Origin of the sequence: Streptomyces tsukubensis (assembly GCF_003932715.1) — a bacterium.
Taxonomy (GTDB): domain Bacteria; phylum Actinomycetota; class Actinomycetes; order Streptomycetales; family Streptomycetaceae; genus Streptomyces; species Streptomyces tsukubensis.
On record NZ_CP020700.1, the window covers coordinates 3,440,682 to 3,463,181 of the forward strand.

At 71.2% G+C, this 22,500-nt stretch carries 19 protein-coding genes and 1 pseudogene; 12 read left to right on the forward strand and 8 right to left on the reverse strand.

Annotated elements, in window-relative coordinates; genetic code table 11:
• The first annotated feature begins 110 nt into the window (after positions 1 to 110).
• Positions 111 to 1,733 carry a chaperonin GroEL gene (gene groL, locus B7R87_RS13580; protein WP_006348513.1) on the forward strand — a complete coding sequence of 541 codons (1,623 nt, stop codon included), beginning with the start codon at positions 111 to 113 and terminating at the stop codon, positions 1,731 to 1,733.
• Between the two features lie 263 nt (positions 1,734 to 1,996).
• On the opposite strand, the gene B7R87_RS13585 is transcribed toward groL, so the two are convergent.
• A complete protein-coding gene (locus B7R87_RS13585) occupies positions 1,997 to 3,664 on the reverse strand; it encodes a hypothetical protein (RefSeq protein WP_130585100.1) in 1,668 nt (555 codons plus the stop codon).
• Positions 3,651 to 5,315 carry a hypothetical protein gene (locus B7R87_RS13590; protein ID WP_130585101.1) on the reverse strand — a complete coding sequence of 555 codons (1,665 nt, stop codon included), beginning with the start codon at positions 5,313 to 5,315 and terminating at the stop codon, positions 3,651 to 3,653. Before B7R87_RS13590 ends, B7R87_RS13585 begins: the two co-directional genes overlap by 14 nt.
• A 325-nt stretch (positions 5,316 to 5,640) precedes the next feature.
• Between B7R87_RS13590 and B7R87_RS13595 the strand changes: the two genes are divergently transcribed.
• The 6 genes from B7R87_RS13595 to aroQ all read left to right on the forward strand — a co-directional run bounded on the left by B7R87_RS13595 (position 5,641) and on the right by aroQ (position 12,950).
• Positions 5,641 to 7,200, forward strand: coding sequence for an alpha/beta hydrolase (locus B7R87_RS13595; protein WP_233168829.1), 1,560 nt, complete (start codon positions 5,641 to 5,643; stop codon positions 7,198 to 7,200).
• Between the two features lie 112 nt (positions 7,201 to 7,312).
• Complete coding sequence (locus tag B7R87_RS13600) at positions 7,313 to 8,860, forward strand: alpha/beta hydrolase (RefSeq protein WP_233168830.1); 1,548 nt, start codon at positions 7,313 to 7,315, stop codon at positions 8,858 to 8,860.
• A gap of 106 nt (positions 8,861 to 8,966) precedes the next feature.
• Positions 8,967 to 10,478: an alpha/beta hydrolase gene (locus B7R87_RS13605; RefSeq protein WP_006348508.1), complete on the forward strand. Its 1,512-nt coding sequence runs from the start codon at positions 8,967 to 8,969 to the stop codon at positions 10,476 to 10,478.
• A 146-nt stretch (positions 10,479 to 10,624) separates the two neighbouring features.
• Positions 10,625 to 11,074, forward strand: coding sequence for a RidA family protein (locus B7R87_RS13610; protein ID WP_006348507.1), 450 nt, complete (start codon positions 10,625 to 10,627; stop codon positions 11,072 to 11,074).
• A gap of 138 nt (positions 11,075 to 11,212) precedes the next feature.
• Positions 11,213 to 12,298, forward strand: a complete 1,086-nt coding sequence (locus tag B7R87_RS13615; protein ID WP_006348506.1) for a Clp protease N-terminal domain-containing protein — start codon at positions 11,213 to 11,215, stop codon at positions 12,296 to 12,298.
• A gap of 25 nt (positions 12,299 to 12,323) precedes the next feature.
• Complete coding sequence (gene aroQ / locus B7R87_RS13620; RefSeq protein ID WP_006348505.1) at positions 12,324 to 12,950, forward strand: gamma subclass chorismate mutase AroQ; 627 nt, start codon at positions 12,324 to 12,326, stop codon at positions 12,948 to 12,950.
• 199 nt (positions 12,951 to 13,149) lie between these two features.
• Here aroQ and B7R87_RS13625 read toward each other — a convergent pair whose 3' ends face one another.
• The 4 genes from B7R87_RS13625 to B7R87_RS13640 all read right to left on the reverse strand — a co-directional run bounded on the left by B7R87_RS13625 (position 13,150) and on the right by B7R87_RS13640 (position 15,273).
• On the reverse strand, positions 13,150 to 14,523 hold the full coding sequence (locus B7R87_RS13625) for a PTS transporter subunit EIIC (RefSeq protein ID WP_006348504.1): 1,374 nt from the start codon (positions 14,521 to 14,523) through the stop codon (positions 13,150 to 13,152).
• Between the two features lie 46 nt (positions 14,524 to 14,569).
• Positions 14,570 to 14,773: a hypothetical protein gene (locus tag B7R87_RS13630; protein WP_006348503.1), complete on the reverse strand. Its 204-nt coding sequence runs from the start codon at positions 14,771 to 14,773 to the stop codon at positions 14,570 to 14,572.
• Positions 14,770 to 14,979, reverse strand: coding sequence for a hypothetical protein (locus B7R87_RS13635; protein ID WP_100249173.1), 210 nt, complete (start codon positions 14,977 to 14,979; stop codon positions 14,770 to 14,772). Before B7R87_RS13635 ends, B7R87_RS13630 begins: the two co-directional genes overlap by 4 nt.
• Positions 14,980 to 15,048: 69 nt before the next feature.
• Positions 15,049 to 15,273, reverse strand: coding sequence for a hypothetical protein (locus tag B7R87_RS13640; protein ID WP_130585102.1), 225 nt, complete (start codon positions 15,271 to 15,273; stop codon positions 15,049 to 15,051).
• 223 nt (positions 15,274 to 15,496) lie between these two features.
• On the opposite strand from B7R87_RS13640, the gene B7R87_RS13645 reads away from it, so the two are divergent.
• From B7R87_RS13645 to B7R87_RS13655, 3 genes and pseudogenes are all read left to right on the forward strand, one after another.
• On the forward strand, positions 15,497 to 16,606 hold the full coding sequence (locus tag B7R87_RS13645) for a helix-turn-helix domain-containing protein (RefSeq protein ID WP_040915845.1): 1,110 nt from the start codon (positions 15,497 to 15,499) through the stop codon (positions 16,604 to 16,606).
• Between the two features lie 16 nt (positions 16,607 to 16,622).
• On the forward strand, positions 16,623 to 17,201 hold the full coding sequence (locus tag B7R87_RS13650; protein WP_006348500.1) for an HD domain-containing protein: 579 nt from the start codon (positions 16,623 to 16,625) through the stop codon (positions 17,199 to 17,201).
• A gap of 126 nt (positions 17,202 to 17,327) precedes the next feature.
• A pseudogene (locus B7R87_RS13655) lies at positions 17,328 to 17,891 on the forward strand (DUF6879 family protein); the annotation flags it as partial.
• Between the two features lie 131 nt (positions 17,892 to 18,022).
• Here B7R87_RS13655 and B7R87_RS13660 read toward each other — a convergent pair.
• Together B7R87_RS13660 and B7R87_RS13665 are read right to left on the reverse strand one after the other, a co-directional pair.
• The gene (locus B7R87_RS13660) at positions 18,023 to 19,141 is read right to left on the reverse strand and encodes a methyltransferase domain-containing protein (protein ID WP_006348498.1); all 1,119 of its coding nucleotides are present in this window, start codon (positions 19,139 to 19,141) and stop codon (positions 18,023 to 18,025) included.
• A gap of 304 nt (positions 19,142 to 19,445) precedes the next feature.
• Positions 19,446 to 19,877, reverse strand: coding sequence for a GNAT family N-acetyltransferase (locus B7R87_RS13665; RefSeq protein WP_040915847.1), 432 nt, complete (start codon positions 19,875 to 19,877; stop codon positions 19,446 to 19,448).
• 353 nt (positions 19,878 to 20,230) lie between these two features.
• Between B7R87_RS13665 and B7R87_RS13670 the strand changes: the two genes are divergently transcribed.
• Complete coding sequence (locus B7R87_RS13670) at positions 20,231 to 21,169, forward strand: ROK family protein (RefSeq protein ID WP_006348495.1); 939 nt, start codon at positions 20,231 to 20,233, stop codon at positions 21,167 to 21,169.
• The gene (gene nagA, locus B7R87_RS13675) at positions 21,169 to 22,365 is read left to right on the forward strand and encodes an N-acetylglucosamine-6-phosphate deacetylase (protein WP_006348494.1); all 1,197 of its coding nucleotides are present in this window, start codon (positions 21,169 to 21,171) and stop codon (positions 22,363 to 22,365) included. The genes B7R87_RS13670 and nagA overlap by 1 nt, the downstream gene beginning before the upstream one ends.
• Positions 22,366 to 22,500 lie beyond the last annotated feature (135 nt).

Here is a 22,500-nt window from a genome sequence, read left to right on the forward strand (position 1 = left end):
GGCTCGCCGGGCGTGCGGCGCATGGAGCGGCACGGTCCGGCAGGCCGTCCGTCGCGGGCGCAGGCGCGGTCCGAAGAGCTTCCTACTCCAGTCCGTGGAGGACACTTCACATGGCAAAGATCATCGCGTTCGACGAGGAGGCACGGCGCGGTCTCGAGCGCGGGATGAACCAGCTCGCCGACGCCGTCAAGGTCACCCTTGGCCCCAAGGGCCGCAACGTCGTCCTCGAGAAGAAGTGGGGCGCCCCCACGATCACCAACGATGGTGTGTCCATCGCCAAGGAGATCGAGCTGGAGGACCCGTACGAGAAGATCGGCGCCGAGCTGGTCAAGGAAGTCGCCAAGAAGACGGACGACGTCGCCGGTGACGGTACGACCACGGCGACCGTTCTGGCCCAGGCGCTGGTCCGCGAGGGCCTGCGCAACGTGGCCGCCGGTGCCAACCCGATGAGCCTGAAGCGCGGTATCGAGAAGGCCGTCGAGGCCGTCTCCGGTGCCCTCCTCGAACAGGCGAAGGACGTGGAGACCAAGGAGCAGATCGCCTCCACCGCCTCCATCTCCGCCGGCGACACCCAGATCGGCGAGCTGATCGCCGAGGCCATGGACAAGGTCGGCAAGGAAGGCGTCATCACCGTCGAGGAGTCCCAGACCTTCGGTCTGGAGCTGGAGCTCACCGAGGGTATGCGCTTCGACAAGGGCTACATCTCGGCGTACTTCGCCACCGACATGGAGCGTATGGAGGCCGTCCTCGACGACCCGTACATCCTCGTCGTCAACTCCAAGATCTCCTCGGTCAAGGACCTCCTGCCGCTGCTGGAGAAGGTCATGCAGTCCGGCAAGGCGCTGCTGATCATCGCCGAGGACGTCGAGGCCGAGGCCCTGTCGACGCTGATCGTCAACAAGATCCGCGGCACCTTCAAGTCCGTCGCCGTCAAGGCTCCGGGCTTCGGCGACCGCCGCAAGGCGATGCTGAACGACATCGCCATCCTCACCGGCGGCACGGTCATCTCCGAGGAGGTCGGCCTCAAGCTGGAGAACGCGGGCCTCGACCTGCTGGGCCGCGCCCGCAAGGTGGTCATCACCAAGGACGAGACGACCATCGTCGACGGTGCCGGTGACAGCGACCAGGTCGCCGGGCGGGTCAACCAGATCCGCGCCGAGATCGAGAACTCCGACTCGGACTACGACCGCGAGAAGCTCCAGGAGCGCCTGGCGAAGCTGGCCGGCGGCGTGGCCGTCATCAAGGCCGGTGCCGCGACCGAGGTCGAGCTGAAGGAGCGCAAGCACCGCATCGAGGACGCCGTTCGCAACGCGAAGGCGGCCGTCGAGGAGGGCATCGTCGCCGGTGGTGGCGTGGCCCTGCTGCAGGCCTCCTCGGTCTTCGACAAGCTGGAGCTCGAAGGCGACGAGGCGACCGGTGCCAACGCCGTGAAGCTCGCGCTGGAGGCCCCGCTGAAGCAGATCGCCGTCAACGCCGGCCTGGAGGGCGGTGTCGTCGTGGAGAAGGTGCGCAACCTGACCCCCGGCCACGGTCTGAACGCCGCGTCCGGCGAGTACGTCGACATGATCGCCGAGGGCATTCTCGACCCGGCGAAGGTGACGCGCTCCGCGCTGCAGAACGCCGCGTCGATCGCCGCGCTGTTCCTGACCACCGAGGCCGTCATCGCCGACAAGCCGGAGAAGGCCGCTGCGGCCGCTCCGGGCGGCATGCCGGGCGGTGACATGGACTTCTGATCCCGGGATCTCCCAGGATCGGCAAGGCCGAGTCGGCGAGTGAGCCGAAGGGGCGCGTCGTGGTCTGGAAGGAGAACGCGCGCAGGCCGCGAGGAACGAGTGGCCGAGCACGATCGACTGAAGAACACGGCTGAAGCGCCCCGGAGGCGAACCGAGCCGTAAAAGCGGAGGGCGGTACCCCCACTCCCAGGGGGGTACCGCCCTTCGGCGTTGCTGCTGTGCTCCGGGGCCGGTCCGGGTGGTGCCCGGACCGGCCTGCCGGTTCAGCGGACGTCGACGTAGTCCGAGGCGCCCGCGGCGTCGTAGTGCCGGGAGCTGCCGGTGTAGGTGAAGCGCCAGTAGCCGTCGGCCCCGGCGCGGACCTTCATGACGGCCTTGCCCTTGGCGTCCGCCCGGACGTGTCCGGCGATGGACCACTTGGTGCTGCCCTTCGGGAGGAAGGACAGCGTCGCCCAGTGCTGGGCCAGGGGCCGCCAGGTGCTGCCGCTGCGCTCGGTGAGCGTGGCGGCGACGGTGAGGGTCGCGCCCTTCTTCACCGGCTCGGGGGTGGCGTTGGCGGTGGTCAGCCGGGTGGAGATCCGGGACAGCGGTACCGGGGACGTCGCTGTGCCGACGAACTCGGCACTGGTCGATGTGGCCAGCCGGTAGTAGCCGTTGCCGCCGCGTGCGGTGAAGTTGAAGGTGTTCCACTGCGAGGAGCTGATGGAGACCTCGCGGCTGGCGAGGGTCTTCCAGGTCCGCTTGTCCGCCGAGTGCTCCAGCCGCAGGATCTGCGAACCGTAGGCGTGCTCGCCGGTGATGTAGGTGGTGCGGAGCGTGCCCTTCGCCGTCACCGTGCCGTTGCTCGCCAGCGAGAGGCCCGGCCGGATGGTGACCTCCTGCGGCACCTCCAGGTTCCCTCGGGTGGAGCCGTTCTCGTAGACCCCGTCCCCGTAGACGGACCAGGGCGAGTTGTACTCGGCGCCGGGCGCCGGGGTGAGGGTGACGCTGAAGTTGCCCTGGGCATCCGTGGTCATGGGGGCCCGGTTCCCGGTGACGGTCGCCTGGAGGTCGATCCCTCCGGCGGGCCGTCCCTCGTGGGTCGCCCGGCCGGTGAGGGTGACCTTCTGCCCGGGCAGGACCCGCTTCTTGTCCGGGGCGGCGGTGATGTCGATGGTGCGCCAGTCCGGGGAGATGAATCCGCTCTCCGCGGTGAGGGTGTCGTCGACCCCGTTCTCCCGCATGGTGTGCCGCAGGTTCACCACCCTGTTGTACCGGGCGATCGGGAGGAGGGTGCTGAAGGTTCCGTCGGCACCGGTGGTAACGGTGCCCGCCGGGTCCGGAGTGGTGTCGCCCGAGTAGTCCCCCAGGGACAGGCCGATCTCCCGGCCGGGGAGCGGAACCTGGTCGTTGGAGCCGGGCTGCACGGCGACCAGGGTGCCCTTGACCGTGGTGCCGCGGGTCTCCCAGGTGGGCCGGGCGCTGCTCAGCCCGGCGGCGTGAAGCCGCATGGTGAAGTCGAGGGTGCCCGCGTTCTGCCGGGTCGACCGGGTGCCGGTGCTCTCCTCGGCCGTGACGTCGATGGCGTACCGGCCGAGTTGCGGGATGGTGCCGTCGTCCTCGGTGAGCTTCAGCAGCCCGGCGGCGGGGACCTGGTAGCGGCCGGAGCCGGGGGCGGTCTCCGCCAGGTCGGGGACCTCCGCGACGACGGTGCTGCCGTCGCGGACGACCGCCGACACCTTGGTGATGGTGGCACCGGGGGTGTCCGTCCAGGCGCCGACGGTGAACGAGCCGCGCTGCTGCGGGTCCGTGACGGCACTCCCGATGCCGGGAGCGGCGGCCGCCTGGGCGGCCACGGCCGGGGCGGCGCCCGCCGCCAGGGCGAGCGCGGCGGCGGAGGCGACGAGGGAGAGCGCCATGGGCCGGCGCGTGATCAGATCAGCGCGCGTCAATGTAGGTGTCCTTGGTCTCGGAGTAGAAGTAGCCGTTCATGGGCTCGGTGACGGCGGCCCAGGTCCCGTCGCTGTAGACCGGCGCCTTCAGGCTGTAGACGCCCTTGCTGTTGGTCTTGCCCTTGACGGACCAGTACCACTGGTCCTGGCCCTTGGGCTTGACGAGGACCATCACCTTGGCGCCGGGGTGCGCGATCCACTTGCCGTTGACCTGGCGCTGGACCGTACCCGAGACCGTCATGCTGCCGTTGATCTTGGGGCGGGTGGTCGAGTACTTGTGGCCCACGAACCGGGTGAGGTAGCGGCTGAGGAACTTGGGTGCCGCCGAAGCCGCGACGAACCGGTCGGACTCGATGTGGAAGAAGCGGTAGTAGCCGCGGACGTAGCCCTCGGTCTGGAGGCTCACCCGGCACTCGTTGGTGGTGTAGTGACCGGCGGTGACGCCGGTCATGTTGTACCAGGTGCGGCCGTCGGGCGAGTACTGGAAGGCCACGCTCTCGCCGCTGCAGTCGGCGCCGTAGACCCTGGCGCTGGCCGTCACCGTGCCGAACGCGTCGATGCTGTACGCGGGAGAGCCCAGGGTGATCTTCTCGGGTACGGCGATCGCGCCGGTGTCCGCGGCGTCGGACGGCACATGCGCCGACGGCCTGACATAGGTGTAGAGCTCACCGGAGAAAGTGGCCTTCGCGGTGTACGAGAAGGAGCCGTCGGCAGCGGACTTCCCTGTGCCGAGCGGTGTCTTGGCGTACGAGTCCCAGTACCAGGGCGCCGACAGCGACGACAGCACGGGGGCGTCGGCGTAGGGCTTCCAGCCCTCGTTGGTGAGCTTCTCGACCCGGCCCTTGACCGTGAACGCCTGGCCCTTGTGGACCCGCCGCTTGTCACTGTCCGCCTGGATACGGACCTTGGTCTTCTCGGCCCAGACGGAGGGCAGGGCGGCGGCGGGATGGGCGACGGTGTCGGTGACGCCCGTCTCCAGGTACGCCTCGCCGCCGGTGATCCGGCCCTCGGGCGCGACGTTGACGGAGAACTTCCCCTGGGCGTCGACTTCCGGGCGGTACTCCAGAGTCACGGGCTTGGTCGGCCACTCGCGATCCACCTTGACCCGCACCTGCACCGGCATGCCCTGGCGGGCGGGCCCGGTGGTACCGGTGGACGGGTCGAAGGTGGTGGCGGTGCCGGACAGCACGGTGACCGGGTTGTTGAGGTCCGTGCTGGTGCGGTCGAAGGCGACCGTGGCGACCTTGGCACGCTTCAGATAGGCGAAGGTGCCGATGGTCTGCTGCTGGAGCGTGCCGCCGGGCAGCCGGTAGTCCACCCGGACCGGGTAGTTCCCGAAGGCGGTGCCGTCCGGGAGCTTGAGCGCCTCCCGGCTGGTCCAGGTGTTGCTGCCGTCGTCCGCGAGCTGCTCGTCCTCCAGCAGGACGGCCGCGTCGGGCTGCGTGGACGCGAGGACGGACGCCTTCACCCAGATCGCGTTGGACGGCAGTCCGACGGCGAGCTTTCCGTCGACCGTGGTGGTGACGGAGGACACCGCCGCATGGGCGGCAGGTGCCGTGACGACGACGGGCACGGCGACGCCCGTCGAGAGTGCGATGACGGCTGCCGTACGTACGAAAGCACGCGGCAGCTTGCGCGTTGAGCGCGACAAGGGACCCCCCACAGGTCAGCAAGAGGCGGCGGGCCGCCGGGGGCCGGCCGCGGGGCGACCGCGCGAGAGTGCTGCGGATCGCTAGGAAGCACGATAACGGTGTGCTGAAAGTGTTTTACCGGCAAGGGTGCCCCGGTGACCAGCCCTTAAGGCCGGTAATGGGCCCCTGAGACCGGCCGGTTTCCGCTGCATCCGGAGAATGACGGCCGGTACGGGGCCATGAGACCGCAGACAGACACAGGGTCGGCTCCCCGGATGATTCGCAGTCATCACCGGGTCGGGCAGGGTCGTTCGTGTCCCGAACCCCTGCGGAAGGAACCTTTCCGTGAAGGCAAGACGCCTGGCCCCCGCCGTGGCGGCGGCGAGCGCGCTGGTGACCCTGGCCCCGGCTGCGGCCGTCGCCGCCCCGGGCGGCGCCCGCCCCTCCCCGGCGGCCGCGCCCCTGTCCGTACCGGTGTCGTGGCAGCGCTGCGGCCCCGACAGCCCGGCCGACTTCGAGTGCGGCACCGTACGGGTGCCCCTGGACTACCGGAATCCGGCCGGGAAGAGGATCGACATCGCGGTCTCCCGGATCCGGGCAGCCGACCCGGAGAAGCGGCGCGGGGTGCTCCTCATCAACCCCGGCGGCCCGGGCGGCGAGGGTCTGCAGATGCCCGTGCAGTTCCGGCGCGCGCTGCCGCGGTCCGTCCTCGACTCCTACGACCTCGTCGGCTTCGACCCGAGGGGCATTGGGCGGAGCACACCCGTCGCCTGCGGTCTGAACGAGGAGGAGACCCACTGGCCCCGCCCGTACGGTACGAAGACCTTCGCCGCGGACACGGCGCGTTCGCGCGGCACCGCCGACAAGTGCCGGGCGGGGTACGGCACGGACCTGAAGCACTTCACCACCCGGAACACCGCCCGCGACATGGACGCCGTCCGGGCCGCGCTCGGCGAGCGGAAGATCTCCTACCTCGGCTACTCGTACGGCACCTATCTGGGCTCCGTCTACACCCAGTTGTTCCCGCGGCGCGCCGACCGGTTCGTGCTGGACAGCGCGGTCGACCCGGGGCTCGCCTGGCGGGAGAACTTCCGCAACTGGGGTGCCGCGGTCGGTCCCGCGTTCGAGCGGTGGACCCGCTGGACGGCCGCCCGGGACGGCCGTTACGGGCTCGGCGCCACCCCGGAGGCGGTCTCCCGCACCTTCTGGGACCTCGTCCGCGGGGCCGAACGGAAGCCGATCAGGATCGGGGACGACCTCTTCGGCGGCGACGCGATACGCGACGAGATGCGCGGCCTGTTCTTCGGTGTCGAGGATGCGGCCGAGACGGTCGTCATGCTGAAGGACGCGGCGGCCGGAAAGCCGGTGCCGCCCCTCCCGGAGGAGCCGCCGCCCTCCGACAACGAGGCGTCCAGCCAGTTCGCGATCCTCTGCGGGGACGCTGCCTGGCCGCGGAATCCGGGGACGTACGCCCGGGATTCCGTACGCGACGGGAAGCGGTATCCGCTCTACGGCGACTTCGCCTCCAACATCACCCCATGCGCCTTCTGGGACCGGCCCGTCGAGCCGCCGACGAAGGTGGACAACCGGGTCCCGGCGCTGATCCTGCAGAACGAGTGGGACTCCCAGACCCCGCTGAACACCGCACGCGGCATGCACCGGGCCCTGAAGGGCTCCCGCATGGTCACCGTCGACGAGGGCGAGGGCCACGGGGTCTACCTCTTCGGCGGGGCGTGCGCGAACACCGTGGCCACGGAGTATCTGACGAGTGGTCGGCTGCCGGCCGGCGATGTGATCTGCCGGGCCGAACCGGCGCCGCGGCAGCGCTCCGGCGCGGTCGCGCCACCGGCGCCGAAGGGACCGCCGGGAGCGGCCTCGCCCGGCCGCTTCGGCGCCCGCCCGTAACACAGGAGCCTGTGAATCACCCCATCACCGGGTGATGAGCCCGGCCGCCTCCCCCGCCTCCCGCCGCACCGGCCGACCCCCGGCGCGTACGACGAACGGAAGGAACGACCCCGTGCAGGCAAGAAGACGTACGGTCCCGCTGCTCGCGGTGAGCGTGCTGGCGACGCTCGCCCCCGCCCTGGCCACGGCCCCTGCCGCCGCCTCACCTGCGCCTCCGGCCGCGCAGCGGCCCGTATGGCGCGACTGCCCGACCGAGCGGGCACCCGATCTGCGGTGCGCAACCCTGAAGGTACCGCTGGACCACGCACGGCCCGCGGGCGAGAAAATCGACTTGGAGATCTCACGGCTGCGGGCCGCCGACCCCGGAAAGCGGCGCGGAGTTCTCCTGGTGAATCCCGGCGGGCCGGGCGGACCGGGACTGACCCTGCCCGGGGCGTTCCGTGACGCGCTTCCCGCGGGTGTCGTGGACGCCTACGACCTGATCGGATTCGACCCGCGGGGAGTTGGCGCGAGCACGCAGATACGATGCGGCCTGACCCCCGGGGAGATCGCCTTCGAGCGTCCGTACAAGAAGGCGTCGTTCGCCCGTGACACCGCGCTGACGCGGTCCTTCGCGGAGAAGTGCCGGGCGAAGTACGGCGACGGGCTCAAGCACTTCAACACCCGTAACACCGCGCGCGATATGGACGCGATCCGGGCCGCGCTCGGGGAACGGAAGATCAACTACTTCGGCATTTCGTACGGCACCTATCTGGGCGCGGTCTACACCCAGCTGTTCCCGCACCGCTCCGACCGGTTCGTGCTCGACAGCGGGGTCGATCCCGCACGGGTCTGGAAGGAGGACTTCCGGCTCTGGGCGCAGGAGACGGAGAAGGCGTTCGACCGCTGGGCGGAGTGGACGGCCGGGCGGAATGCGCAGTACGGGCTCGGTGCCACGCCCGAGGCGGTCTCCGCTGCGTTCTGGAAGATCATCGCCCGGGCGGACCGCAAACCGCTGAAGCTCGGTGACCGGCTGTACGACGGCGCCATGATCCGCGCCGGGATGCGCTCCGCGTTCTTCACCCGCTCCCTCGCCGCCGAGTACATGACCCAGCTCAGGGACGCGGTGGCCGGGAAGCCCGTCCCCGGCCCGCCGGTCTATGACTTCGGTGAGGACTTCGTCTCCAGCATGTGGGCCGTGACCTGCGGCGACGAGAACTGGCCGCGGGATCCGAAGGTGTACGCCCGTCAGGCCGCCCGCGACGCGGCCCGCTATCCGCTCTACGGGGACTACGTCTCCAACATCACCCCGTGCGCCTTCTGGGACGACACCGCCGAGCCGACGACCACGGTCGACAACGAGGTCGGGGCGCTGATCCTGCACAACGAGTGGGACTCGCAGACCCCGCTCCCGGACGGTCTCGGGCTGCGCAAGGCCATGAAGGGCGCCCGGCTCGCCCTGGTGAAGGACGGAGAGGGCCACGGGGTCTACCCGGGCGGGGCCAGTTCCTGCGCCAACCGGCTGGCCGACACCTATCTGCTGACGGGGCGGCTGCCCGCGCGGGACGTGCGCTGTGCGCCGGACCCGGTGACGGCCGGACAGCAGAAGAAGCCGGCCGAAGTGCCGTTGGTGACACCGGGCGCCCGCGGCGGGGCTACGGCCCGCGCGTTGATCCAGTAGCTTCCGTACAACCGTCGTTCGCACAACCGTCCCAACTCCCGTTCAGAGAAACGTTTTTACGCTTCGAGAAAGGACTCCCGTGCAGTCAGCACGACGCTTCGCACCCATGGCCGCGGTCAGCGCTCTGGCGACCCTGGCGCCCCTGGTCGCCGTCGCCGCACCGGCCGCCGCAACGCCCACCGCACAGCAGTCGCAGACGCAGACGCAGCAGCCGACCTGGCAGCGGTGCAGCCCCGACCAGCCCGCCGCGTACGAATGCACCACGCTGAAGGTGCCGCTCGACTACCGCGCCCCCGGCGGCAAGAAGATCGACGTCGCCGTCTCCCGGGTCAAGGCGGCCGATCCGCAGCAGCGGCGCGGGGTGCTCCTGTTCAACCCCGGCGGCCCCGGCGGCTCCGGACTGGGCGATCCGCTGGACTGGGGCGGCCGACTGCCGCAGTCGGTGCTCGACCGCTACGACCTGATCGGCTTCGACCCGCGCGGGGTGAACAAGAGCACTCCCGTCGAGTGCGGTACGGCCCCGGCGGAGCGGACGGTGCTGCGCCCGTTCAAGCCGGGAAACTTCGCCTCCGACGTGGCCTGGGCGAAGGGCATCGCGGACAAGTGCCGGGCCAAGTACGGCGCGGATCTGCAGCACTTCACCACCCGCAACACGGCCCGTGACATGGACGCCATCCGGGCCGCACTCGGCGAGCAGAAGATCAACTACGTCGGGGTGTCGTACGGCACCTACCTCGGCGCGGTCTACACCCAGATGTTCCCGCACCGCTCCGACCGGATGATCCTGGACAGCGCCGTCGACCCGAAGCTCGCCTGGCGCGGCATGCTCCAGTCCTGGGCGAAGGCGGCCGAGCCCGCGTTCGCGCGGTTCACCGAGTGGGCAGCCGCGCGGAACGACGAGTACGGGCACGGCGCCACCCCGCAGGCGGTCGCGAAGGGCTTCCGGGACCTCGTCGCCCAGGCCGACCGCAAGCCGGTCAGGATCGGGGAGACGTACTACAACGGCGCCGCGATCCGGTCGGTGATGCGCCCGCTGTTCTTCTACCGCACGGAGGGGGCCTACTTCCTCGGCATCTTCAAGGACGCGGCGGCGGGCAAGCCGGTGCCGGACTTCCCGAGCTGGTACCCCGGCGACAACGACATATCCCTGTTCAACGCCGTCGCCTGCGGTGACACCGGGAACTGGCCGCGGAATCCGCAGCGGTACGCCGTCGAGGCGGCCGTCGACTCCGTGCGGTTGCCGGTGTTCGGGGACCACGCCTCCAACATCACCCCCTGCGCCTTCTGGGACCGGCCCGTCGAGCCCGCGACGAACGTCGACAACCGGGTCCCGTCGCTGATCCTGCAGGCGGAGTGGGACTCCCAGACCCCGCTGTTCACCGCGCAGGGCATGCACCGGGCGCTGAAGGGCTCCCGGATGGTGACCGTGGACGAGGGCGAGACCCACGGTGTCTACCGGTACGGGATCAGCTCCTGCGCCGACGATGTGGCGACCGGCTATCTGGTGACCGGGAAGCTGCCCGCGAAGGACGTGACGTGCGCGGCGGACCGGCCCTCGGGCGCGGCGGCGACGGAGCGGGGCGAGCGGAAACTGCCGGCGCTCCCGAACCGCTTCTGACCGCTTCTGACCGCTTCAGCAGCCTGACCCGAGTGCCCTCCCGCCCCCGCGGCGGGAGGGCACTCCCGTATCCGCCCGCCTCCCGCCCACGGCTGCCCGGCGAAAACGGAGTGCGTAATTCCCGCCGGAATCGCAGACTCGTTCCCATGACGGACAAGCACGAGACCACGACCGAGACCGAGCACGAGACCGCAGGCATCGACCGCATCAACCCCGAAGGGCTCCACGCCACCCCCGGCTACCACCACATCACCGTCGTCGAGGCGGGCCGTACGGCCTATCTCTCCGGACAGTGCCCCCTCGACCTCTCCGGCGAGGTCGTCGGCAAGGGCGATCTCGACGCCCAGATCGACCAGGTCGCGGCCAATGCCCTGACCGCCCTGAACGCCGTGGGCGCGGGCCCCGAGCATGTCGTCCGCTCCCTGATCCACGTGGTCAGCTCGGACGAGAAGGTGCTGGCCCGGGCCTGGGACCGGCTGAACGAATCCGTCATCGCGTCCGCGTTCTCCACCGCCAGCACCCTGATCGGTGTGGCCCAGCTCGGCTACCCCGGGCAGCTCGTCGAGGTCGACCTGACGGCGGCGCTCCCGCGCTGACCCCACCGGCCGCCGTCCGGCGGGCGGGTCACGACCTTCGTCGTCGCGACCGGCGACGAACGGTGGACGCGGCGCCCGTCCGCCACCGGGAAGTCTGTACTCCGGAGACGACAGGACGCCGGACGACGGGAACCCCCCATGGCACAGCCACAGCCACAGGCACAGGTCGACATCGGCTGGAAGGTGATCGGGATCCTGGGCGCCGCCTGGGGGGCCACCGACACGAACGCCATCGGCAGCGAACACCTGCTGGCCGCGATCACCGACACCAAGGGCCCGGCCAGGGAGGCGCTCGCCGCCGAGGGCGTCACCCGGACCGGAGTGCTGGCGATCCTCCGGGACCGGCAGGGCCGCCCGGACGCGGTGCCGTGGGCCGGTGACGACGACGTCGCGCACAGCGTCTCGTCGCGGTCCGTCCTCGGCGACGACGGGGACGAGCGGCGGCTGCTGACGGGCAACGCCCGGTGGGCCTTCGAAGCAGCGCTCCACCTGGCCGAGACGGAGGCTCGCGGCGAGAAGACGGGCATCGCCCGGCTGCGGCCGGAGCATCTGCTGCGGGGGCTGCTCCAGGAGGAGGAGACCCGCTGCGCCGAGCTGCTGGCGATCTGCGGGACGACCGCCGCGGCGGTACTGGCCCGGCTCGACGGCGAGGAGCCGTCGGCCGGCGGGGACGGGGCGGGCTCACCGGGTACGGGGGTCCCGGAGAGCCTGCTCGACCCGCTGCTGCACCGGACCAGGGACCTGCTGCTGGGCAACCGCCACTACCCGATGGCGTTCTGGAAGCGGTGGCTGGTCAGCGGGGTGAACTGGGCGACGCGGCCCGGGTTCTGGGTGTTCTGGGAGACACACGAGCAGGCCCGTGGACTCGGGCACCGGCGACTCGGCACCGAGCACATCCTGCTGGCGGTGCTCGCCACGCACGAGGTCGCCATGGCCCACCCCCATCTGGCACGGGAGGGGCTGTCCGGTACGGGCGCACGCTTCCGGGGCGGGGAGCGTCTGGCGGCCATGGGCCTGGACTACGCAGGCGTACGGCGGGCCCTGGCGTCCGCCCCGGATCTCGGCGCCGATCCCACTCCCGTTGAGCAGATCTTGACGGCCGCCCGGGCGGACGACGGAACCGGCCCCCTGGTGGAAACCCTCCTGCAGGACGGAACGCGCGCCGGGCGGCTGATCCGGCATATCCGGGGCGCGGACCCGCGGCAGCCGACCACTGCCGAGTAGACGTCACATCCCCAGGGGAAGCTCCTTGTCCAGCCACGGCACCGCCCGCTCGCACCCCCGTTCCGCCCGGCTCGTACTGACCGCCGCCGTCACCGCCGGGGTGCTGGCCGCCGGGGTCGCCCCGGCGAGCGCCCACAGCACCTCCGCGCCCCCGGCCCCCTCCTCGTACTCCCAGCTCCTCCCGCTCACCACGCTCTCCGCCGAACGGCTCGCCACGGCCGATCTCGTCGCGGCGGCGAAATGGGGCACGGACAGCCCGATCGACGATCCCGCGCGGGAGCAGATCGTCCTCGAATCCGTCCGCCGGCTGGCGCTGGAGGCGGGCACCGACCCGAAGACGACCGTCGCGATCTTCCGCGACCAGATCGAAGCGAACAAGCTCGTCCAGCGGGGGCTGCACGCGCTGTGGACCGCGGACCCGTCGAAGGCACCGGCCGAACGCCCCGACCTGACGGAGGTCCGCAAGGAGATCAACCGCATCAACGCCGAACTGGTGCGGGCCGTCGCGGGCTCTGAGCGGGCGCGGGCCGCCTGGTCGTGCCGCGGGGTGCTGGCCGTGACCGCCGTGCACGTACGCCACGAGAAGCAGCTCGACCAGCTGCACACGAGGGCGCTGGTGCGGGCGGTCCCGTCGGTGTGCCCGGCGCGCTGACCGCTCCCCGTACCGGATCCGGGGGCCGTGTCGTCCGCTCTGCCGCCGGGACCTGTTGTCAGTGGCCCCGTCTACGGTGGCATGCACCAACACCGGCCGGACGGAGATCGTGAGGGACTCGCGGCCATGGGGGGTGGGTGTGTCCCCGGCAGCCTGCCCGGGACCGATGGATTCCGTGCCCCACCCCCCACTTCCGCCCTCAGGCGACGGCCTCCTGTCCCCTCCCCCGGTCGTGTTCGGCGAGCATGGTCCGGGTGAAGCCGAACCAGTAGGTGGCGGCGAACCCGACCGCGTACCCGGTGAGCAGCCCGCCCCCGTAGACGGCGGCTGCGGCGGCGGGCCCCTGGTTGCCGTGGAGCAGGGGGAAGAGGGCCCAGCCGGAGGGGCCGATGGCGGTGGCGCCGACCCGGTCGCCGAGCATCGAGAACAGCCCGACGAAGCCGCCGCCGAACGCGCCGCCGACGCACGCGGTCACGAAGGGCCGCCCCAGCGGCAGCGATACGCCGTAGATGAGCGGCTCCCCGACGCCCAGCAGCCCGGCGGGGAGGGCGGAGCGGACGGTCGTGCGGATCGCCGGATTGCGGGGCAGCCGGGCGTAGACGGCCATCGCCGCGCCGACCTGCCCGGCGCCCGCCATGGCGAGCATCGGCAGCAGCACGGTCGCGCCCTGCTGCTCGATGAGGGTGGCGTGGATGGGGATCAGGGCCTGGTGCAGCCCGAGCATCACGAGCGGCAGGAACAGCCCGCCGAGCAGGAAGCCCGCGCCCGCGCCGCCGCTCTCCAGCAGCCGGTCGGCGGCGGTGCCGATGGCGGCGGCGACCTTCCCGGCGGCGTACATCAGCCCGTACAGGGTGATCAGCCCGGCGACGAGCACGGTGACGGCGGGCGTGACGAGGACGTCGAGCGCGGCGGGCACGCGTCCCCGTACCCACCGCTCGGTGTACGTCGCAACGAGCGCGGCGGCGAGCGCGCCCAGGACACCGCCCTGCCCCGGGTGGAGCGGCTGCCCGAGGACTTCGACGCGCTCGACCCCGGGAAAGACGATCACGGCGGCGACGGCGCCGCCGAGGACGGGCGTACCGCCGAACTCCTTGGCGGTGTTCCAGCCGACGAAGACGGCGATGAGCGCCATGAAGCCGCCCGCGACGGCGGCGAGCGCGGGGGTGACACCGGGCGCGACCCCGAGATTGGTGAGCACCCCGGCGAGCCCGGCGACGACGCCGCAGCCGACGAGGGCGGGAATGAGCGGCACGAAGACATTGGCGACGCGCCGCAGCCCGCCTTTGACCCCTCCGCGCTCGGGCTTCTCCCTCAGCTGCGCTTCGAACGCGGCGGCCACGAGGTTGACCGTGCCGGGCCCGAGGACGATCTGGTACGAGTCCCCTTCCTCGACCACCCCGAGCACGGCGGGATCCGCGCGCAGCTCCTCGTCCCGCACGGCCCCCCGGTCGGCGAGCCGCAGCCGCAGCCGGGTCATGCAGTGCGCAACGTCCAGCACGTTCCCGGCACCGCCGACATGGCCGAGGAGGGTGCGGGCGATCGCCCCGGCGCCGGTGGTCTTCTGTCCCGTCATGCCCGGATGTGTACCCCGGGGATGTCCGGGGGCCGCACAAGGTCGGTCATCCGGGGGACGGCGACGGGACGCCTTCGTGGGCGACCGGCCCGGGGGCGACCGTGGTGGCGTGCTCGGGGCAGGCGTACAGCGTCGTATCGGGCGGGATGTGCCGGACCTCGACGGGTGCGGTGGTCGGCCGGCCGCAGAGGCAGCAAGGGGCGGTGAGGCAGCCCGGGGGCCGTTCGGCGAGCAGGCTCTCCGGGGTCATGAGGGGAGCCGGGGCGGAAGGTGCATCCCATGGCTGATGACGTAGAGCCGCCTGCGCCGCCTGCGCAGGATTGCCTGCGCCTCTTCCTTGGAGGGGCTGGTCCAGGGCCGCGCCCAGGGGTCGACGGCCGCCACCGGATGCCGTACGGCAACGGCCGGAGCCCTGCGGGGAAGCAGCGCGAGAAGGAGTTGTACGAGGTGGTGCATGCGCACTCCAGGGGGCCGGTGCCCCGGCCCGCCGCGGGGGGTCCGGCGGGCCGGGGCGGTCTCGTGGGGTCAGCGCCGGACGGCGGACCCGCAGTCGGGGTGCGCGTAGAGCGCGGGACGGGCGCCGGAGGCGGAGAAACCGTCGAAGACCTCGGTCTCGGGGGTGGCTTCGACAGGGCGCCCGCAGCGGACGCACTCTTCCGCGCGGGGGCCGTCCGGGCAGATGTCCGCCCCGCACTTGCACGGCGGCCAGTGGAGAGCCGAGCGGACGACCGGCGCACCCTCTGCCGGCACGAATGCATCTGCGGCACCCGGTTCGGCACCGTTGCCGATCAGAGGTAGTGACCCCTGATACGCCCGCTTGATGCGGCTCCGTGCTTCGAGGTCCATGGCATCCCCATTCCCGCTACGCTGAGTTGAATTGCTGTTACGCAAAGACCCTAGGAATCGGTGGTCGGCGCCAGAAGGGACCAGCAGTACGGGTACACCCGGGGGCAGCAGCGGCACAGAGGACACCATGAGCAGAACAAGCCCAACCGCCCTGACCGGCGGTAAGGGATGTGCCCGTCATCGCGGCGGGATCATCTCCGGCTACGTATTTCGCCTCTTGCGCGAACAGTTGGGACACACCCAAGAGAGTCTGGCCACTTGCCTCGGCCTCTCGTCCGACACGATTGCCGGTTGGGAAGCCGGACGCCGCCCGCTGACCGCAGTACCGGTCGCACACATGGTCGAATACCGGTATCGGTTCCTTCAACTCGGCACCGTGCCTGCACTGCTCTCGGTTCTGGAACGGGCCCTGGAAGCAGACGTACTGCTCTGCCGTCTGCTGGAGCCCGACCCATCGCCGCCGAACCACCCGCTGGGTTCCTGGGTACTCCAACGTGACCTCGTCGAAGTGCTCTCCTGGCCGCTCAGTAAGACACCACCAACCCCTCTCAGAGGCCTGCCGCCGTCTCCGCGCCCCCGCAGAGGCCCAGTCCCTCAGGCACCTGAACTCGCACGAGAGGACCAGCTGCGCTTCTTCGCCGTCATGCGGCGCACCGCTGAAGAGGCGAACGGCCGTGAGAACTTCCTCCTTCGCCGCCAAGCGCTCTACTTGTCGGGGTACGACAACACTGCCGACACAGCGGACTGGCTTGTCGCCCAGCAGAGAACCGCGCGAGGCAAGGACTGGTTGACCCAGTGGCTCGGCGCTCGGTCCCTCGCAGCCGTTGCGGCCCGGCAAGGGGATCGCGACCGCATGGAGCACTTTGTCGCGATAACGCTCGTTGACGATGACGCGGGAGAAGCCGCCAACCTCAACTACTGGGCCAATTGGGTCGGTGAGACAGATCGCGAGTTGTCGGACGACTTCATCGCCTCAGGTATGGGCATCTGGCCGGGGAACCGGCTGATGCAGCACCTGGTTCAGGGGCTCGACCCAGTCCACGGATTCTTCGAGCTGAACGTCCATACGCTCTGGGCCCTCCTCACCGCCCGGAAAGACCTCCTCATCCGCGGTGTCCCATCAGTAGACGTCCTGCGGGAACGCATCCCCGTGCTGTTGGATTACCCAGGGCTCTCGGCACGAGCACGTCGCGAGCTGGAGGACCTCCGATACGCGATCCGCCTCGCCGAGGCGTGAAAGGAGACAGCACCCCGTGGCTGAAGACCTGTCCGCCGTAGCGCGCTTCCTGTACGAGTCGGGGACGCTCAAGCACGCCCGCCGTACCGGCTGGTGGATGGCCGGGGTGCGCGACCCCGAGAGCGTGGCCGAACACTCGTGGCGGACATCGCTGATCGCCTCCGTGATCGCGAAACTGGAAGGGGCCGACCCGGCGCGGGCCGCGTTCCTCGCGGTCTGGCACGACTCGCAGGAGACGCGGACCGGGGACGTGAACCACCTGGGGAAGAAGTACGCGGACGGTGCCGACCCGCTTGCGGTGACGGCGGACCAGACCGCCGGGATGCCCCAGACCCTCGCGGACACCGTGCGCGAGCTGGTGGCGGAGTACGAGGCCAACGAGTCACGCGAGGCGGTCTGCGCCAGGGACGCCGACAAGCTGGAGTGCATGCTCCAGGGCATCGAGTACCAAGCGCAGGGCTACCGGGGCACTCAGCGGTGGATCGACAACAGCCGCAAACGATTGGTGACCGAGTCGGGACAGCGGCTGGCCGACGAGCTTCTGACACAGGACCCGCTCGACTGGCTCAACACAGCGATGCGCCGTCCGAACTGACCTGGCGGCGCTCCCCCGGACCGGGAACGAGGAAGCCGTCGAGATCGCCGTTTTTTCGCCGTAGGCACGTCCTGACCGAGCTGGAGGCCCTGTATGGACCCAAGTCGTGATCGAAGCCCTGTGACGGAGCCGGAGCGGGTGCCAGAATTCGTGGACGGGGCCGGCTTCCGCCGTCTCTTCGAAACCTTCAAGCACACCGCCTGGCGGCTGGAAACACGGCGCGGCTACGCGTCCGACCGTGAGGATCCCGACTTCCAGGCGTTCCTGGCCACCGGGTCCTCGCCCTGCGATCCCGACGAGCCCTGGTTCATCAACATCAAGGCCCAGACCGAGGCGGGCAAGACGGTCGGCCGGGTGCGCGTCGCGGACAGCCCGCCCACCACAGAGCAGCGGTTCCTCCTCGACTACGCCCGGCACAACGCGGCCGTGGGCGAGGACATCCGCTACCTATGGCGTGCGGACGCCGACCGCGCAGAGCTGCCCGCCGAAGATTTTTGGCTCTTCGACTCGCGCTTGGTGGCGCTGCTGCACTTCGACGATGCCGACAACCTCGTCAACATCGAACTGATCACCGAACCGGCCAAGGTCGTCCGCTACTGCATGGTGCGTGACGCTGCGATGCACAACGCATTCTCGTGGGACGAATTCGCCGCGCAGGTAGCCGGGGCGGACAGTGTGCGGAACGGGTGAGCAGCGACTACCAGTAAGCCCGGGCTCCGGGCCCGCACGATCGTGGCCGACGAGATCCGCAAGCACGGCGCCTTCACCATCACCTGCCTCGGTGGGCTGCTGATCTGCCGCCGCTAGTCACCGCACGGGGGTCAGCCCACCACCCGCTCCTCCCGGTCCAGCCACACCCGCTCGCCGTCCTCCGAGACCGTGATGCCGAAGCGGGCGCGCTCCGGGGTGCCCCAGCCTTCCCACTGCCGGAAGGCTTCTTCGGCCGTCTCCCAGAGCCGCTCGGGGCCGTACTGCTCCACCAGATACTCCCGTTGGCCGGGTAGATAGTCGACGGACGCCCAGGACGCGCGGTCGTCCGCGAGCAGCCACAGGGTCGCCTCACCGCTGCCGTCCTCCGCCCGGACCCAGTGGTACCAGGCGCGGGGCAGCGCCAGGCCGACGGCGAACAGCGCGTCCGGGGTCCGCAGGAGGCGGCGGGGGTCGAGGGTCGTCGCCGTTGCCTCGGCTTCGGTGGTGTGGTGGAGGAAGTCCCCGAGCCGGCCGCGGTACGGGCGGTTGTTGCGGGTCCGCATGAACGACGGGTGGCCGTGGAACCTGCCCCGGCCCACTCCGTCCGCGACATCCAGCACGGCGAAGCTCGCGTGGAAGAAACTGCCGCCCCAGGGGGCGACGATCCGGCCGTGCGGGGTCTGTTCGATCCACGCGTACGGGATGCGGGGCACGGTGTACGTGGCGATCAGGCGGTCGTACGGAGCATCCTCCGGCCGGCCCCGGTCCGCGTCGCCGCACACGATCCGGGGGCTCGTTCCGGCCGCCGCGGCGTTCCGCGCGGCTTGTTCCGCCAGCAGCGGGTCGATATCGACGGAGACGACGTTCCCGCCCCCGAGCCGATGCGCCAGCCAGGCCGCGTTGTAGCCGGTGCCCGCCCCGGCCTCCAGCACCCGGTGGCCCTCTTCGGCCCGCAGCAGCGACAGCATCTCCAGCATCACCGACGGCATCGAGCTGGACGAGGTGGGGAGCCGGTAGGCGCCCTCGGGGGCGGCGCGGCCGTCGTCGAGCTGGGTGGTGAGCGCGAGGTCCCCGTAGACGCACTCCAGCCAGCGCTCCGGCTCCCGGTCGCGGGAGACCGTCCGGCCCCCGGTCTCGAAACTGTCCGGCAGGAACAGCTCCCGCCGGACAGCAGCGACGGTCTCCTCCCAGCCCGGGGGAATCGCCCCCTTCCGGGTCAGGATCTCGACCAGGCCTTCCGGTGTGCCCACCTCAGTCCTCGTCGGGATCCGCCGGAGGGATCGGCCGGTCCCACTGCCCGTCGGCCTCCCTCGGCGGCTGCTGCTGATCGCCCTCGGCGCCGCCCTTGCCGTCCCCGTGCTTCCCCATGGCCTCCGCCCCTTCCTTCCGGTACGCATGCGGTCCGTATCCGCAGTGTGGCGGTCCGGGGACAGGCCTGTGAGGGCGCTTTCCGGCCCCCGCCGACCCGGTCGGTGCACGGCGCCGATGGTGCGCCCGGGGCGCGCGTTCGTCAGCGGTGACGGGCTCGGGCGCACGGCGGCGGGCGGCCCGGGCTCACGCCCGGCCCAGCACCATCCACTTCCCCGGCTCCTCCAGCGGTGCGAAGCCCGCCCTCGCATAGACCTCGTGCGCGTCCGCCGTGGCCAGCATGATCCGGTACACGCCCAGCGCGGCGACCTCGTCGCGGACCGCCGCCACCAACCCGTTGCCGAGACCACGTCCGCGCAGCTCCGGAGCGACGTACACATCGCACAGCCACGCGAACGTGGCCCGGTCCGTCACCACCCGGGCATAGCCGACCTGGGAGCCGGTCGCCGTCTCGTACACCCCGAAGTTCAGCGAGCCCTCGATGGCCGCCTCCTGCAGCTCCCGCGGGCGGCCCACGGCCCAGTACGCGTCCGTGGACAGCCACCGGTGGATCAGCGCACGGTCGAGGCGGTCGGGGGAGGACGAGATCTCGTAGCCCTGCGGGAGCGAAGGTTTCATGCGCGCATCGAACCAGCCGGGGGCGGGGCCGGCCACCGAGTTCCCGTGGAGGAACAGACGGAGGAACGGACGGGGGGACAGACGGGGGGACAGACGGGGGTGCCGGACCGCGCGGGCGGGCCCCCAAGCACCCTCCCGCACCCGCCCCACGGGGAAAGCGCTTGCTGGAATCGCACCACCTGTGGCCGGAGGGCGACCCTCCCGTGGTGCTCTCCAGAAGGAACAGGGAGGCGAATCGCACCGGCGAAGCGGCATATATCCCGGCCAACCACCCGCCTCTAATTTGTATGACTCCGCAACAATTAGATGTAGTGGACTAGACCTATCCCCCGGTCGACCGCCAAACTGTCGGGGTGAGACACGTCATCGCCCTCGATGTGGGCGGCACCGGCATGAAAGCCGCCCTCGTCGGGGTGGACGGCACGCTCCTTTACGAGGACCGGCGGGCGACGGGGCGCGAGCGCGGAGCCGATGCCGTCGTGCAGTCGATCCTCGACTTCGCGGAGGAGCTCCTGGACTACGGGGTGGCCCAGTTCGGGCGGAGCGCCCTCGCCGCCGGGGTCGCGATCCCCGGGATCGTCGACTCCGCGCAGGGGATCGCGGTCTACGCCGCCAACCTGGGCTGGCGCGACGTCCCCATGCGCGATCTGCTCAGCCGCAGACTGCGCGGGATCCCCGTCGCCCTCGGGCACGACGTCCGCACCGGCGGATTCGCCGAGGGGCGGATCGGTGCCGGGCGCGGCATCGACCGGTTCCTGTTCGTCCCGCTCGGCACCGGCATCGCGGGCGCCATCGGGATCGCCGGCACCATCGAGGCCGGGGCGCACGGCTACGCGGGCGAGATCGGGCACGTCGTGGTCCGCCCCGACGGACCCGACTGCGGCTGCGGTCAGCGCGGCTGTCTGGAGACCCTCGCCTCCGCCTCCGCGGTGACACGTGCCTGGGCGGAGGCCAGCGGCGATCCGTACGCCGACGCCGCCGACTGCGCCAAGGCCGTCGAGTCCGGCGACCCGAAGGCGACCGCCGTCTGGCAGGACGCGGTGGACGCCCTCGCCGCCGGTCTCGTCACGGCGCTCACCCTGCTGGACCCCCGCACGCTGATCATCGGTGGCGGGCTCGCCGAGGCGGGGGAAACGTTGTTCACACCGCTGCGGGCGGCCGTCGAGGAGCGCGTCACGTTCCAGAAACTGCCCGCCATCGTCCCGGCCGCCCTCGGGGACACCGCAGCGTGCCTGGGTGCCGGGCTGCTCGCCTGGGATCTGATCGCCACCGACTCGGAGGTAACCGCCTAATGGCCGCACGCGCCGTACTCGCCCACAGCGCAGCGGGCGCCGCTCGCGCCGACAGCACGATCCTCACCGGAGCCCGGGTCGTCCTGCCGAACGGGGCCGTCGAGAACGGGACGGTCACCGTCGAGGGCACGAAGATCACCGCGGCGGAGGCGGGCCCGGCGCCCGCCGGCGCACCCGTCCGCGATCTGACCGGGCACTGGATCGTTCCGGGCTTCGTCGATCTCCACAACCACGGAGGCGGCGGCGCCTCCTTCACCGGCGGCACCGCCGACGAGGTGCTCCAGGGCGTCCGTACCCACCGCGAGCACGGCACCACGACGCTCGTCGCCTCCCTGGTCACCGCCGACACGGACTTCCTGGCCAGACGGGCCGCCGAACTCGCCGAGATCGTCCAGCAGGGCGACCTCGCGGGCGTCCACTTCGAGGGCCCCTTCATCTCCCCCTGCCGCAAGGGCGCGCACAGCGAGGAGCTGCTGCGCGACCCCGACCCGGCCGAGGTGCGCAAGCTGATCGACGCCGCCCGCGGTACGGCGAAGATGGTCACCCTCGCCACCGAGCTGCCCGGCGGGCTGGACTCCGTACGCCTCCTCGCCGACCACGGCGTGATCGCCGCGATCGGCCACACCGACGCCACGTACGAGCAGACCGTCGAGGCCATCGACGCGGGCGCCACCGTCGCCACCCACCTCTTCAACGCCATGCCGCCGCTGGGCCACCGCGCCCCCGGGCCGATCGTGGCGCTGCTGGAGGACGAGCGGGTCACCGTCGAGCTGATCAACGACGGTACGCACCTCCACCCCGCGGCCCTGGAGCTGGCCTTCCACCGGGCGGGCGCGGGCCGGGTCGCCTTCATCACCGACGCGATGGACGCGGCCGGCTTCCGGGACGGCATCTACCAGCTCGGCCCGCTGGCGGTCGATGTCACCGACGGCGTCGCCCGGCTGGTCGAAGGCGGTTCCATCGCCGGTTCGACGCTGACCCTGGACACCGCCTTCCGGCGGGCCGCGACCGTGGACCTGCTCCCCGTCGAGGACATCGTCCAGGCCATCTCGGTGAACCCGGCGAAGCTGCTGGGCCTGTACGACCGGATCGGGTCGCTGGAGCCGGGCAAGGACGCGGACCTGGTGGTCCTCGATGCCGAGTTCGCGCTCAAGGGCGTGATGCGGCGCGGCGAGTGGATCGTCGAGCCCAAGTAGCCGTACGAGGTCGTCGCACCGGCACCGGACCGGGTCCGAACAGGGCGTTTTCCGGCTCGAACAGCGCAAGGCGGTTGGCCCGGGGGGTGGGCCAACCGCCGACCTTTTGGCATGATCAGGACCGTACCCGGACGA